Origin of the sequence: Streptomyces maremycinicus (assembly GCF_001184025.1) — a bacterium.
Taxonomy (GTDB): domain Bacteria; phylum Actinomycetota; class Actinomycetes; order Streptomycetales; family Streptomycetaceae; genus Streptomyces; species Streptomyces maremycinicus.
The window spans coordinates 149395-163263 of the sequence record NZ_BBYG01000008.1 but is presented as its reverse complement, the minus strand read 5'-3'; the positions used below and the strand labels follow the sequence as shown (position 1 = coordinate 163263).

General features: G+C 71.0%; 9 protein-coding genes. 5 read left to right on the top strand and 4 right to left on the bottom strand.

What is annotated here, in order from left to right; all coding sequences use genetic code 11:
• Window positions 1–60: 60 nt before the first annotated feature.
• From AOQ37_RS00810 to AOQ37_RS00790, 5 genes are read left to right on the top strand one after another with little or no spacing between them, the layout of a single operon-like run.
• Complete coding sequence (locus AOQ37_RS00810; RefSeq protein WP_020130156.1) at window positions 61–288, top strand: 4Fe-4S dicluster domain-containing protein; 228 nt, start codon at window positions 61–63, stop codon at window positions 286–288.
• 15 nt (window positions 289–303) lie between these two features.
• Window positions 304–1653 carry an ABC transporter substrate-binding protein gene (locus AOQ37_RS00805; protein ID WP_062640126.1) on the top strand — a complete coding sequence of 450 codons (1350 nt, stop codon included), beginning with the start codon at window positions 304–306 and terminating at the stop codon, window positions 1651–1653.
• A complete protein-coding gene (locus AOQ37_RS00800) occupies window positions 1650–2531 on the top strand; it encodes an ABC transporter permease (protein WP_062640124.1) in 882 nt (293 codons plus the stop codon). The genes AOQ37_RS00805 and AOQ37_RS00800 overlap by 4 nt, the downstream gene beginning before the upstream one ends.
• Window positions 2515–3345, top strand: a complete 831-nt coding sequence (locus AOQ37_RS00795; RefSeq protein ID WP_107085066.1) for an ABC transporter ATP-binding protein — start codon at window positions 2515–2517, stop codon at window positions 3343–3345. The genes AOQ37_RS00800 and AOQ37_RS00795 overlap by 17 nt, the downstream gene beginning before the upstream one ends.
• Window positions 3346–3356: 11 nt before the next feature.
• Window positions 3357–6359, top strand: a complete 3003-nt coding sequence (locus tag AOQ37_RS00790; RefSeq protein WP_199824908.1) for a fumarate reductase/succinate dehydrogenase flavoprotein subunit — start codon at window positions 3357–3359, stop codon at window positions 6357–6359.
• A 51-nt stretch (window positions 6360–6410) separates the two neighbouring features.
• On the opposite strand, the gene recQ is transcribed toward AOQ37_RS00790, so the two are convergent.
• From recQ to nuoL, 4 genes are all read right to left on the bottom strand, one after another.
• Entirely contained in the window at window positions 6411–8468 is a 2058-nt protein-coding gene (recQ, locus tag AOQ37_RS00785; RefSeq protein ID WP_062640120.1) for a DNA helicase RecQ, read from the bottom strand.
• A gap of 225 nt (window positions 8469–8693) precedes the next feature.
• The gene (gene nuoN / locus AOQ37_RS00780) at window positions 8694–10352 is read right to left on the bottom strand and encodes an NADH-quinone oxidoreductase subunit NuoN (RefSeq protein WP_062640118.1); all 1659 of its coding nucleotides are present in this window, start codon (window positions 10350–10352) and stop codon (window positions 8694–8696) included.
• A complete protein-coding gene (locus AOQ37_RS00775) occupies window positions 10349–11944 on the bottom strand; it encodes an NADH-quinone oxidoreductase subunit M (RefSeq protein ID WP_062640116.1) in 1596 nt (531 codons plus the stop codon). The genes nuoN and AOQ37_RS00775 overlap by 4 nt, the downstream gene beginning before the upstream one ends.
• Window positions 11945–11949: 5 nt before the next feature.
• Window positions 11950–13863, bottom strand: a complete 1914-nt coding sequence (nuoL, locus tag AOQ37_RS00770) for an NADH-quinone oxidoreductase subunit L (protein WP_062640114.1) — start codon at window positions 13861–13863, stop codon at window positions 11950–11952.
• Window positions 13864–13869 lie beyond the last annotated feature (6 nt).

Sequence of the window (13869 nt, the reverse complement as noted above, 5' to 3'; positions counted from 1 at the left end):
CATCGGTTCACCGTCGAGCCGGATTTCTCAGAATTTCTCGGGACTTTTCTGGAGACAGCCATGACCTTGGCGCCCCAGCGGGCCGACGTGCCCGTGACCATCGACGAGTCGAAGTGCATCGACGGCTGCACGCTCTGCGTGGACATGTGCCCGCTGGACTCCCTCGCCATCGACGAGAGCAACGGCAAGGCCTACATGCACGTCGACGAGTGCTGGTACTGCGGCCCGTGCGCGGCCCGCTGTCCCACCGGTGCCGTCACGGTCAACATGCCCTATCTGCTCCGGTGAAAGGCCCGAACCCCCATGCAACCCAAAGCGACAGCAGCGACAGCCGCGTCCGCCGCCCTCCTGCTGCTCCCTCTCACCGGATGCGGCAGCGCCGAGGCCGGTAGCGGTTCCACGGTCACCGTCACCGTCGGCTACCAGTCCAAGACCATCAACACGGTCACGGCGGGCACCCTCCTGCGCTCGCTCGGCTACTTCGAGAAGGAGCTGAACGCCCTCGGCGACGGCACCACCTACAAGGTGGACTGGCAGGACTACGCCACCGGCGCGCCCATCACGGCGCAGATGACCGCCGGGAAGATCGACATCGGCTCGATGGGCGACTTCCCGCTGCTCATCAACGCGGCCCGCGGCAAGCAGCTCGGCAAGCCCACCCACCTGGTCTCGGTCACCGGCTACAACCTCCGCGGCGGCCTCAACACCATCGTCACGGCGCCCGACTCCACGCTCGCCTCCATCGAGGACCTCAAGGGCAAGAAGGTCTCCACCAGCATCGGTTCCGCCGCCGACGGCACCCTCGTACGGGCCTTGAAGCGCGCCGGCATCGACCCGGCCAAGGGCATCGAGAAGCTCAACCAGCAGCCGGCCGTGGGGGCGTCGGCCCTCTCCGCGGGCAGCGCCGACGCGCTCTCGCAGTTCGTCGCCTGGCCCGGCCTGCTCGCCTACCAGGGCAAGGCGAAAGCCCTTTACGACGGCGCCCAGTTGGACCTGCCCACCTTCCACGGGGTCACCGCCCGCGAGGACTTCGCCAAGAAGCGCCCGGCCGTACTGGAGGCGTTCCTGAAGGCGCAGGCGCAGGCCACCGACTACCTCGACACGCACCCGGTGGCCGCCGCCGAGAAGGTCGCGAAGGCCACCGGCCTGCCCGCCGAGGTCGTCTACCTCTACAACGGCGCCCACGGCATCTCCACCTTCGACCCGGCCGTCAAGCCCCGGCTGGTCGCCGCGCTCAAGGAGGACGTCTCGATCCTGAAGGCGGCCAAGCTGACCGGAGACATCGACGTGGACGCCTTCGTCGACGACCGGTACGTGAAGAAGGCGCTCGGCCCGTCCTACGCGAAGCAGCTCGCCGCCACGCCCCCGCCCGCCGCGAGCGAGGTCTGGCCCGAGGACGCCACCGAGACCCGATCCTTCACGACACCCGCCGAGCTGCTGGCCTACGTCGCGCAGCACAAGGACGGCATCCGCGCCGCCTACGTCCCCGACGCCACCACCGGCACTCTGTGGTTCGCCGACAAGTCCGTATGGGTGGCCGACGGCGCGACGCTCCTGCCGTTCGTCGCCCCGGCCACCGCCCAGGCCTACATCGGCACCCACGGCGGCGCCCGAGTCGTCACGTACGCCGACGCGCTGGGGCGGGCGTCGTGACCCGGTACGCGTTGCGGGTGGCGTCGGTCGCGGGCGCACTCGGCCTGTGGCAGTTGCTGACCAGCATGGACGTCGATCTGTGGTTGCGTTTCTCGCAGTTCCCCACGGTCGCCGACGTGGCCCGCGCCTTCGCCGAGCGCCTGGCCGGCGACGACTACTGGACCGACCTCACCGACAGCCTGACCCGCATCGTCACCGGCTTCCTCCTGGCCGCCGTCCTCGGTGTGGCCACGGGCGTGCTCGTGGCGCGCTCGCGCCTCGCCGAGGACCTGCTCGGACCGATCCTCGAAGTCGTCCGCCCGATCCCCGCGATCGCCCTGGTGCCCGTCGCGATCCTGCTCTTCCCCTCCAACGAACAGGGCATCGTCTTCATCACCTTCACCGCCGCCTTCTTCCCGGTCCTGGTCTCCACCCGGCACGCCGTCCGCGCGCTGCCCCCCGGTTGGGAGGAGGCGGTCCGCACCATGGGCGGCGGCCGGTGGCGGATCCTCGGTTCGGTCGTCCTGCCCGGGGCGCTGCCCGGCATCTTCGGCGGCCTCTCGGTCGGCATCGGGGTGTCGTGGATCTGTGTGATCTCCGCCGAGATGATCTCCGGTCAGTACGGTGTCGGCTACCGCACCTGGCAGGACTTCACGGTCGTCGACTACCCGGGGGTGTTCGTCGGCATGGTCACGATCGGCGTGCTCGGCTGGGCCACGTCCACGACCGTGGAACTCCTCGGTCGCCGCCTCACCCGCTGGCTGCCGCGCACCTCGTACGTCCCCACCGGCCGGGCCCGGCCGAGGAGTCCCCTTCCGGCCGCTCCGGCACCGGCGGTCTCCCCCGCCGTCCCCACCGGACCCGAACCCGAGGAGGCACGCGATGAGCACCTCGTCTGAGACCCGCGAGACCACCCGCGCGGACACCGCGGACGCGGTCGCCGCCCCGGCCACCGCGACGGGCGTACCCGGTACGGCGGTTCGCGGCACCCGGCTCACCCTGCGCGCGGCCACCCTCGGCCGCCCCGACGCCGCCGCTCTGGCCGAGGTCGACCTGGACGTCCCGCCGGGCGAGATCCTCACCGTCGTCGGTCCCTCGGGCTGCGGCAAGTCGACGCTGCTGCGCACGCTGGCCGGGCTGCTGCCCGCGCTGTCCGGAGCCGTGGAGCAGGACGGCCGGCCGATCGGCGGACCGGCGGCGGACCGCGCGCTGGTCTTCCAGGAGGACGCCCTGCTCCCCTGGCGCAGCCTGCTGGCCAACGTCGAACTGCCCCTCGCCATCCAGGGCGCGCCGCGCGCGGAGCGCAGGAAGCAGGCCGCGGCCTGGCTCGAGCGGGTCGGACTCGCCGACCGCGCACGGCAGTTGCCGCACCGGGTCTCCGGCGGCCAGCGCCAGCGGGCGCAACTGGCGCGGGCGCTCGCCGCCGGCCCGCGCGCCGTCCTCATGGACGAACCCTTCGGCGCCCTCGACGCCCAGACCCGCGCCGGCATGCAGGACCTGCTGGTGGAAGTGCTGCACGGCACGGGCGCGACCGTCGTCTTCGTCACCCACGACGTGGACGAGGCCCTGTTCCTCGGCGACCGCGTGGTCCTCCTCGGCGCGGGCCGCCTCGTCGCCGTACGGGACGTACCGCGTCCCCGCGATCGCGCCGCCCATGACGACCCCGCGCGCGTGGCGCTGCGCCGCGATGTCCTGACCTCACTGAGCATCTGAAAGGCACCCCGGTGGACACCCTCCTCCAGATCCCCGCGCTCGGCGACGCCGAGGAGCTGACCTGCGACGTCCTCGTCATCGGGGGCGGGACCGCCGGCACCATGGCCGCGCTGACCGCCGCCGAGCACGGCGCGGACGTCCTGCTCCTGGAGAAGGCCCACGTACGCCACTCCGGGGCCCTCGCGATGGGCATGGACGGCGTCAACAACGCGGTCGTCCCCGGCCGCGCCGAGCCGGACGACTACGTCGCCGAGATCACCCGCGCCAACGACGGCATCGTCGACCAGTCCACCGTCCGCCAGACCGCCACCCGCGGCTTCGCCATGGTGCAGCGCCTGGAGTCGTACGGCGTGAAGTTCGAGAAGGACGAGCACGGCGACTACGCGGTCCGCCAGGTCCACCGTTCCGGCTCCTATGTGCTGCCCATGCCGGAGGGCAAGGACGTCAAGAAGGTGCTGTACCGGCAGTTGCGGCGGCGCGAGATGCGGGAGCGGATCCGCATCGAGAACCGGGTGATGCCGGTGCGTGTGCTGACCTCGCCCGAGGACGGACGCGCCATCGGGGCGGTCGGCTTCAACACCCGCACGGGGCAGTTCGTCACCGTCCGCGCGGGCGGGGTGGTCCTGGCGACCGGCGCCTGCGGCCGCCTCGGCCTGCCCGCCTCCGGCTACCTGTACGGCACGTACGAGAACCCCACCAACGCCGGTGACGGCTACGCCATGGCCTACCACGCGGGCGCCGAGCTGACCGGCATCGAGTGCTTCCAGATCAACCCGCTGATCAAGGACTACAACGGCCCCGCCTGCGCCTATGTCGCCAATCCCTTCGGCGGCTACCAGGTCAACCGGCACGGCGAACGCTTCGTCGACTCCGACTACTGGTCGGGCCAGATGATGGCTGAGTTCGCGGCGGAGGTCGCCAGCGACCGGGGCCCGGTGTACCTGAAGCTGAGCCACCTCCCCGAGGAGTCGATCTCGGCCCTGGAGTCGATCCTGCACTCCACCGAGCGTCCGACCCGGGGCACCTTCCACTCCGGGCGCGGTCACGACTACCGCACGCACGACATCGAGATGCACATCTCGGAGATCGGCCTGTGCGGCGGTCATTCGGCCTCGGGCGTGCGAGTGGACGAGCACGCCCGCACGACCGTCCCGCGCCTGTACGCCGCCGGTGACCTGGCCTGCGTCCCGCACAACTACATGATCGGCGCGTTCGTCTTCGGCGACCTGGCCGGCGCCGACGCGGCCCGGTACACGGCGTACGACGGTGAGCTTCCCGCCGACCAGCTGCGCGCGGCGCACGAGCTGATCTACCGCCCGTTGCGCAACCCGGAGGGCCCGCCGCAGCCCCAGGTCGAGTACAAGCTGCGCCGTTTCGTGAACGACTACGTGGCCCCGCCGAAGTCGGGCGCGCGGCTGTCGCTGGCCCTGGAGTCCTTCGAGCGGATGCGCGACGACATCGCCGAGATGGGTGCCCGCAACCCGCACGAGTTGATGCGGTGTGCGGAGGTCTCCTTCATCCGTGACTGCGCGGAGATGGCCGCGCGGGCCTCCCTGGCCCGTACCGAGTCCCGCTGGGGCCTGTACCACGACCGCCTCGACCACCCTCGCCGCGACGACGCGTCCTGGTTCCATCACCTCGATCTGCACAAGTCCCCCTCCGGTGCGATGGAGTTCACGGCCCGGCCCGTGGCTCCGTATCTGGTTCCGGTCGACGGGTTCACCCCCGTCGGCGGTCCGTCCCGGCCGCTCGGCGAAGTCCATCCCGAGGACGTGGCCACGGCCGGTTCACGTGACGTGGCACCCCTCGCCACCGGCGCCGAGGCAGCCGCCCCGCAGCCCACGGGCCCCTCGGCGCCCGTGACGCCCGAACCCGCCCTCGATCGCTCCTCTCCCCGGTCGTCCGTCCGTCTTCTCGAACTCGTCGCTCTCGCCGAGGACGAGCCCGAACTCGCTTCCCTGCTGCCCTACTTGAGCGACACGGTGGCCGCCGTCCGGCGCGAGGCCGTGGCCGTCCTCACCGAGACCGTGCCGTCGGGCACCGGCCCCGCCCTTGCCGAGGCGCTGCGCGACCCCGCCGCGGAGGTGCGCGCCGCGGCGGCGGCCTCGCTGCGCGAACTCGTCGAGACCCTGCCGGCGGAACCCGCCCTGCGCGAGGGCCTCGCCGCTGCCCTGTCCGAGCCCGACCCCGTCGTCCGCGCGGCGGCCCTGGACGTACTGCGTGCCCTGCGCCTCGGTGACGCCGCCCTGTTCGCGGGCTTGCTCACAGACTCCGACATCGCCGTCCGGATCGAGGCGGTCCGCGCCCTGGTCTCGGTCGACGCCGCCGAGGAACTGGCCCGCGCGGCGGCCGCCGACCCGTCCCGCGAGGTGCGCGTCACGATCGCCAAGTCCCTCGCCACGGTGGCGGCCGGACGCCTGAGCGGCACCTCACCGACCGACACCGCCCCGAACACGCCCCCCGGCGACGCTGACAAACCCGGCACCGGCACCGGCTTCAGCACCGGCTCCGGCTCCGGCTCCAGCAACGGCTCCGGCTCCGGCTCCGGCTCCAGCAACGGCTCCGGCTCCGGCTCCGGCTCCGGCTCCAGCAACGGCTCCGGCTTCAGCACCGGCTCCGGCTCCGATGCGGGCCTCGTCCCGGGACTCGACGCCGTCCACGCGGCCCTGGTCGGGCTCGTCGACGACCCCGATGCCCTGGTGCGTGCCGCCGCCTACGGGGCGCTGGGCACCACCGGCTGCCCGGCGCCGCTCGCCGCCCGGGCCGTGCGCGCCCTGGCCGACCCCGCCTGGCAGGTCCGCGCCGGTGCCGCCACCGCGCTGTCCGTGGCCCACCCCGACACGGCCCTGCCCGTCCTGGCCAAGGCCCTGGCCGACCCGAATGCCGACGTCCGCAAGGCCGCCGTCCTGGCCCTGACCCGGCACCGCGCCTCGGAAGCCGCCCGCGCGGCCCTCGCCACGGCGACGACGGACTCCGACGCGGACGTCAGGGCGTACGCGACGCGCGCTCTGTGAGACGCCGCGCTCCGTGGGGCACCGGTCCGGCACCGGCCGGAGACGGTCCGCCTACATCCAGTCCTCGGGTTCCGGCTCCGCGTCCATCTCGGGCCAGTAGTCCGGGTCCCCCTGATCCGCGCCGGTGCCGGGCCGGGTGGCGGCCCCGGCACCCGGGGTCGGCGCCGGGCCGGAGCTGTCCTCGGTCCCCGGAGCGGCGGTGTCCGGTGTCCCGCCCAGTGCGGCCAGCACCGCGATCACGCCCTCCCCGTACGTGACCAGCTTCTTCTCGCCGACGCCGCTGATGCCGCCGAGCTGCTTCACCGAGGTCGGCCAGGCCGTGGCGATCTCCCGGAGCGTGGCGTCGTGGAAGATGACGTACGCCGGGACGCCCTGCTCACGGGCCTGCTCGGCCCGCCAGGCACGCAGGGCCTCGAAGGCCGGCACCAGTTCCTCGGGCAGCTCGGCCGCGGCGGCCTTGGCCTTGCCCCTGCCGGAGGAGGACGAGCCCGACCCCTTCGCAGCCGCCGGCTTCTTCGGCTCCTTGCGCAGCGGCACGTCCCGCTCGCGGCGCAGGACCGACCCGCTGGCCTCCGTGAGCACCAGCGTGCCGTACTCGCCCTCGACCGCGAGCAGCCCTTGCGCCAGCAACTGCCGTACGACGCCGCGCCATTCGCCCTCGGAGAGATCCGCCCCGATGCCGAACACCGACAACTGGTCGTGGTCGAACTGGATCACCTTGGCCGTGCGCTTGCCCGTCAGGATGTCGACGATCTGCACGGCGCCGAACTTCTGCCCGCGCTCCCGTTGGAGCCGCACCACCGTCGACAGCACCTTCTGGGCCGCGACCGTGCCGTCCCAGGTCTCCGGAGGGGTGAGGCAGGTGTCGCAGTTGCCGCAGCCCGTCGCGCCCGGTTCCTGCCCGAAGTAGGCGAGGAGTTGTCCGCGACGGCACCGGGAGGTCTCGCACAGCGCCAGCATCGAGTCCAGGTGTGCGGCGGCGCGCCGCCGGAAGGCCTCGTCGCCCTCACCGGACTGGATCAGCTTGCGCTGCTGTATGACGTCGTTGAGGCCGTAGGCCATCCACGCGGTGGAGGGCAGGCCGTCGCGGCCGCCACGCCCCGTCTCCTGGTAGTAGCCCTCGATCGACTTGGGCAGGTCGAGGTGGGCGACGAACCGTACGTCCGGCTTGTCGATGCCCATGCCGAAGGCGATGGTCGCGCACACGACCAGGCCGTCCTCCCGCAGGAAGCGGGACTGGTGCGCCGCGCGCGTGCCCGCGTCCAGGCCCGCGTGGTACGGCACGGCCTCCACGCCGTTGCGCGAGAGGAACTCGGCTGTCTTCTCGACGGAGTTGCGCGAGAGGCAGTACACGATGCCCGCGTCACCCGCGTGCTCCTCGCGCAGGAAGCTCAGCAGCTGCTTCTTGGGGTCGGACTTCGGCACGATCCGGTACTGGATGTTGGGCCGGTCGAAGCTCGCCACGAAGTGCCGGGCCGACGGCATGTGCAGCCGCTGGGTGATCTCCTGGTGCGTCGCGTCCGTGGCCGTCGCGGTGAGCGCGATCCGCGGGACGTCCGGCCAGCGCTCGCCGAGCAGCGAGAGGGACAGGTAGTCGGGCCGGAAGTCGTGGCCCCACTGGGAGACGCAGTGCGCCTCGTCGATCGCGAAGACCGCGATCTTGCCGCGCGAGAGGAGGTCCAGGGTGGAGTCCAGGCGCAGGCGCTCCGGGGCCAGGTACAGCAGGTCCAGCTCGCCCGCGAGGAACTCGGCCTCGACCACGCGCCGCTCGTCGAAGTCCTGCGTGGAGTTCATGAACCCGGCGTTGACGCCGAGCGCCCGCAGCGCGTCCACCTGGTCCTGCATCAAGGCGATCAGCGGCGAGACCACGATGCCCGTGCCGGGTCTGACCAGGGCGGGGATCTGGTAGCACAGCGACTTTCCGCCGCCGGTGGGCATGAGGACGACCGCGTCCCCGCCGGCCACCACGTGCTCGATGACCGCTTCCTGCTCGCCGCGGAAGGCGTCGTATCCGAAGACCCGGTGCAGCGTGGCCAGTGCCTCGCTGTCGGTCCGCTCCGGTGTCCCGGTGATACCTGTCATCTCGCTGATCCCGCCCGTCCCGCCCATCGACTGGTCCCCCGTACGTCGTCTCTCGACCACTGCCTCCACGATAGGGGTCCGGACTGACAGCGCCGGAGTTATCCACAGGTTCGGTCCGGTGACTCCGGGTGACAGGCCGGTGGAAATCGCCCCGCCCGCTCACCTGTACGACGCAGACGGGCCCGGCCCCCGCCTGGGGAGCCGGGCCCGTCGTCACAGGCACCCGCGGACCGGCGCAGCCGGATGCGCGGCTCAGCGCACGAACACTCCCGCCTGGTTCGCCAGGTCGAGGAAGTACTGCGGCGCCACACCGAGCACCAGCGTGACCGCCACGCCCACCGCGATCGCCGTCATCGTCAGTGGCGACGGGACGGCGACGGTCGGCCCCTCGGGCCGCGGCTCGCTGAAGAACATCAGCACGATCACACGGATGTAGAAGAACGCCGCGATCGCCGACGAGATCACACCGACCACGACCAGCGGGGCCGCGCCGCCCTCCGCCGCCGCCTTGAACACGGCGAACTTACCGGCGAACCCGGAGGTCAGCGGGATACCGGCGAAGGCCAGCAGGAACACCGCGAACACGGCCGCCACCAGGGGGGACCTGCGCCCGAGCCCGGCCCACTTGGACAGGTGGGTCGCCTCGCCGCCGGCGTCCCGAACGAGGGTGACCACCGCGAACGCCCCGATCGTCACGAACGAGTACGCGGCCAGGTAGAAGAGCACCGAGGAGACGCCGTCCGGGGTGGTCGCGATGACACCGGCGAGGATGAATCCGGCGTGCGCGATGGACGAGTACGCCAGCAGGCGCTTGATGTCGGTCTGCGTGATCGCGACGATCGCGCCGCCCAGCATGGTGACGATCGCGACGCCCCACATGACCGGCCGCCAGTCCCAGCGCAGGCCGGGCAGGACGACATAGAGCAGGCGCAGCAGCGCGCCGAAGGCGGCCACCTTGGTCGCCGCTGCCATGAAGCCGGTGACCGGGGTCGGCGCGCCCTGGTAGACGTCGGGCGTCCACATGTGGAACGGCACCGCGCCCACCTTGAACAGCAGCCCCATGACGATCATCGCGGCGCCGACGAGGAGCAGCGCGTCGTTGCCCATGGTGTCGGCGAGCGCCGGGTTCACGTTCTGGACGGTGCCGTCGACGACCTGCGCGATCGTGCCGTACGACACCGAGCCCGCGTACCCGTACAGCAGGGCGATGCCGAAGAGGGTGAACGCCGAGGCGAACGCGCCGAGGAGGAAGTACTTGACCGCGGCCTCCTGCGACATGAGCCGCTTGCGGCGGGCCAGCGCGCACAGCAGGTACAGCGGCAGCGAGAAGACTTCCAGGGCGATGAACAGGGTCAGCAGGTCGTTGGCCGAAGGGAAGACCAGCATGCCGGCGACCGCGAACAGCAGCAGCGGGAAGACCTCGGTGGTCGTGAATCCGGCCTTGACCGCGGCCTGCTCGCTGTCGCTGCCGGGCACGGACGCCGCCTGGGCGGCGAAGGAGTCGACCCGGTTGCCGTGCACCTCGGGGTCGAGGCGCCGTTCGGCGAAGGTGAACAGGCCGACCAGGGCGGCCAGCAGGATCGTGCCCTGGAGGAAGAGGGCCGGTCCGTCGACCGCGATCGCGCCCATGGCCGCGATGCGCGCCTTCGTGGTGCCGTACCCGCCCTGCGCCAGGGCGACCACCGCGGCGAAGGCGGCGGTCAGCGCCACGACGGATACGAACAGTTGTGCGTAGTAGCGGTGCTTGCGCGGCACGAACGCCTCGACCAGCACTCCGATGATCGCCGCGCCGACGACGATCAAGGTGGGCGACAATTGCCCGTACTCGATCTTCGGCGAGTCGATCTTCGAGATCGGTTCGGCCGCGGTTGCCGCCGTTGTCCACAGGCTGTGGACGGCTGATGCGCTCACTTGGCCGCCTCCACCTCGGGCTGGGGGTCCTTCTTGTGTACGTCGGACAGGGTCTGCTTGACCGCCGGATCCACGATGTCCGTGACCGGCTTCGGATAGACGCCCAGGAAGATCAGCAGCACGATCAGCGGGGCGACGACCAGGAGCTCACGCGCGCGCAGGTCGGGCATCGCCGAGACCTCCGGCTTCACCGGACCCGTCATCGTCCGCTGGTAGAGGACGAGGGTGTAGAGCGCGGCGAGGACGATGCCGAAGGTGGCGACGATGCCGATCGCCGGATACCGCTCGAAGGTGCCGACGAGGACCAGGAACTCGCTCACGAACGGCGCGAGTCCCGGCAGCGACAGCGTCGCCAGACCGCCGATCAGGAAGGTGCCGGCGAGCACCGGGGCGACCTTCTGCACCCCGCCGTAGTCGGCGATGAGCCGCGAGCCGCGCCGGGAGATCAGGAAGCCCGCCACCAGCATCAGGGCGGCCGTCGAGATGCCGTGGTTGACCATGTAGAGCGTCGCGCCGGACTGGCCCTGGCTGGTCATCGCGAAGATGCCCAGGATGATGAACCCGAAGTGCGAGATCGACGCGTACGCCACCAGCCGTTTGATGTCCCGCTGACCCACGGCGAGCAGCGCCCCGTAGATGATGCTGATCACCGCGAGGACGAGGATGGCGGGCGTCGCCCACTTGCTCGCCTCCGGGAACAGCTGGAGGCAGAACCGGAGCATCGCGAAGGTGCCCACCTTGTCGACGACCGCCGTGATGAGCACGGCGACCGGGGTGGTCGACTCACCCATGGCGTTGGGCAGCCAGGTGTGCAGCGGCCACAGGGGCGCCTTCACGGCGAAGGCGAAGAAGAAGCCCAGGAACAGCCAGCGTTCGGTGTTCGTCGCCATGTCGAGCGTGCCGTTGGCGCGGGCCTCGGCGATCTCCGTGAGCGAGAAGTTCCCGGCGACCACATAGAGGCCGATCACCGCGGCCAGCATGATCAGACCGCCGACCAGGTTGTAGAGGAGGAACTTCACGGCCGCGTACGACCGTTGGGTGGACGCCGCCTCCTCGCCGTGTTCGTGGGCCCGGTCCCCGAAGCCGCCGATGAGGAAGTACATCGGGATCAGCATGGCTTCGAAGAAGATGTAGAAGACGAAGACGTCGGTGGCCTCGAAGGAGATGATCACCATCGCCTCGACGGCCAGGATCAGGGCGAAGAAGCCCTGCGTCGGCCGCCAGCGCCCCGCGGCGTAGCTGCTGAGGGAGGCGTCGCCCGTCTCCAGCGGGTCGGCGTCGTGCCAGCCCGCGAGAATGATGAACGGGATCAGCAGCGCGGTCAGCACGACGAGCGCCACCCCGATGCCGTCCACACCGAGCTCGTACCTGACCCCGAAGTCCGCGATCCAGGAGTGCGATTCGGTGAGCTGGTAGCGGCCGCCGTCCGGGTCGAAGCGGACCAGGACGACGATCGCCAGGGCGAGTGTCGCGAGGGAGAACACCAGGGCCAGCGATTTGGCGGCGTTGCGCCGGGCGGCCGGTACGGCGGCCGTGAGGACCGCCCCGATCGCCGGGAGCGCCGCCGTCGCTGTCAGCAGAGGAAAGGACATCGGTATCAGACCGCCCTCATCAGCAGGGTCGCGGCGATGAGGACCGCCGCACCGCCGAACATCGAGACCGCGTACGAGCGCGCGAAGCCGTTCTGGACCCGGCGCAGGCGCCCGGAGAGGCCGCCGACCGAGGCCGCCGTGCCGTTGACGACTCCGTCGACCAGGGTGTGGTCGACGTAGACCAGGGAGCGCGTGAGGTGCTCGCCGCCGCGGACCAGGACGACGTGGTTGAAGTCGTCCTGGAAGAGGTCGCGCCGGGCGGCCCGGGTGAGCAGCGACCCGCGTGGGGCGACGATCGGGACCGGACGGCGGCCGTACTGGGCGTACGCGATCGCCACACCGACCACCAGGACCACCATCGTGGCGAGGGTGACGGTCAGGGCGCTGACCGGGGAGTCGCCGTGCGAGTGGCCGGTGACCGGCTCCAGCCAGTGCAGGAAGCGGTCGCCGATGCTGAAGAACCCGCCGGCGAAGACCGACCCGAAGGCCAGCACGATCATCGGGATGGTCATGGACCTGGGCGACTCGTGCGGGTGCGGCTCGTGCCCCTCGGCGTCGGGCTGCCAGCGCTTCTCACCGAAGAACGTCATCAGCATCACGCGCGTCATGTAGTAGGCGGTGATGGCCGCGCCGAGCAGGGCGCAGCCGCCGAGGATCCAGCCCTCGGTGCCGCCCTTGGCGAACGCCGCCTCGATGATCTTGTCCTTGGAGAAGAAGCCGGACAGGCCCGGGAAGCCGATGATGGCGAGGTAGCCGAGGCCGAAGGTGACGAAGGTGATCGGCATGTACTTCCTGAGGCCGCCGTACTTGCGCATGTCGACCTCGTCGTTCATGCCGTGCATGACCGAACCGGCGCCGAGGAACAGCCCGGCCTTGAAGAAGCCGTGCGTCACCAGGTGCATGATCGCGAAGACGTAGCCGATGGGGCCGAGGCCCGCGGCCAGCACCATGTAGCCGATCTGCGACATGGTCGAGCCGGCCAGCGCCTTCTTGATGTCGTCCTTCGCGCAACCGACGATCGCACCGAACAGCAGCGTGACGGCACCGACGACGGTGACGACGAGCTGCGCGTCGGGTGCGCCGTTGAAGATCGCCGCCGAGCGGACGATCAGGTACACACCCGCCGTCACCATCGTCGCCGCGTGGATGAGGGCCGAGACCGGGGTCGGGCCCTCCATCGCGTCCCCGAGCCAGGACTGGAGCGGCACCTGGGCGGACTTGCCGCAGGCGGCGAGCAGCAGCATCAGGGCGATGGCGGTCAGCCGGCCCTCGCTCGCGTCACCCGCGATGCCCGGTTCGCCTTCCGCCCCGAGCAGCGGGCCGAAGGCGAAGGTCCCGAAGGTGGTGAACATCAGCATGATGGCGATCGACAGGCCGATGTCGCCGACGCGGTTGACCAGGAAGGCCTTCTTCGCGGCGGTGGCGGCGCTGGGCTTGTGCTGCCAGAAGCCGATGAGCAGGTAGGACGCGAGCCCGACGCCTTCCCAGCCGACGTACAGCAGCAGGTAGTTGTCGGCGAGGACGAGCAGCAGCATCGCCGCCAGGAACAGGTTCAGATAGCCGAAGAAGCGGCGGCGCCGCTCGTCGTGCTCCATGTACCCGACCGAGTACAGGTGGATCAGCGAGCCGACGCCCGTGATCAGCAGCACGAAGGTCATGGACAGCTGGTCGAGGCGGAAGGCGACGTCCGCCTGGAAGCCCCCGACCGGGATCCAGCTGAACAGGTGCTGTGTCAGCGTCCGGTCCTCGGCGTCCCTGCTCAGCAGGTCGCTGAAGAGGATGACACCGAACACGAAGGAGACGGACGACAGGAGCGTGCCGATCCAGTGGCCGACGGCGTCGAGCCGCCGGCCGCCGACCAGGAGGACGGCAGCTCCGAGCAGGGGCGCCGCGATCAGCAGCGCAATCAGGTTCTCCACGATTCT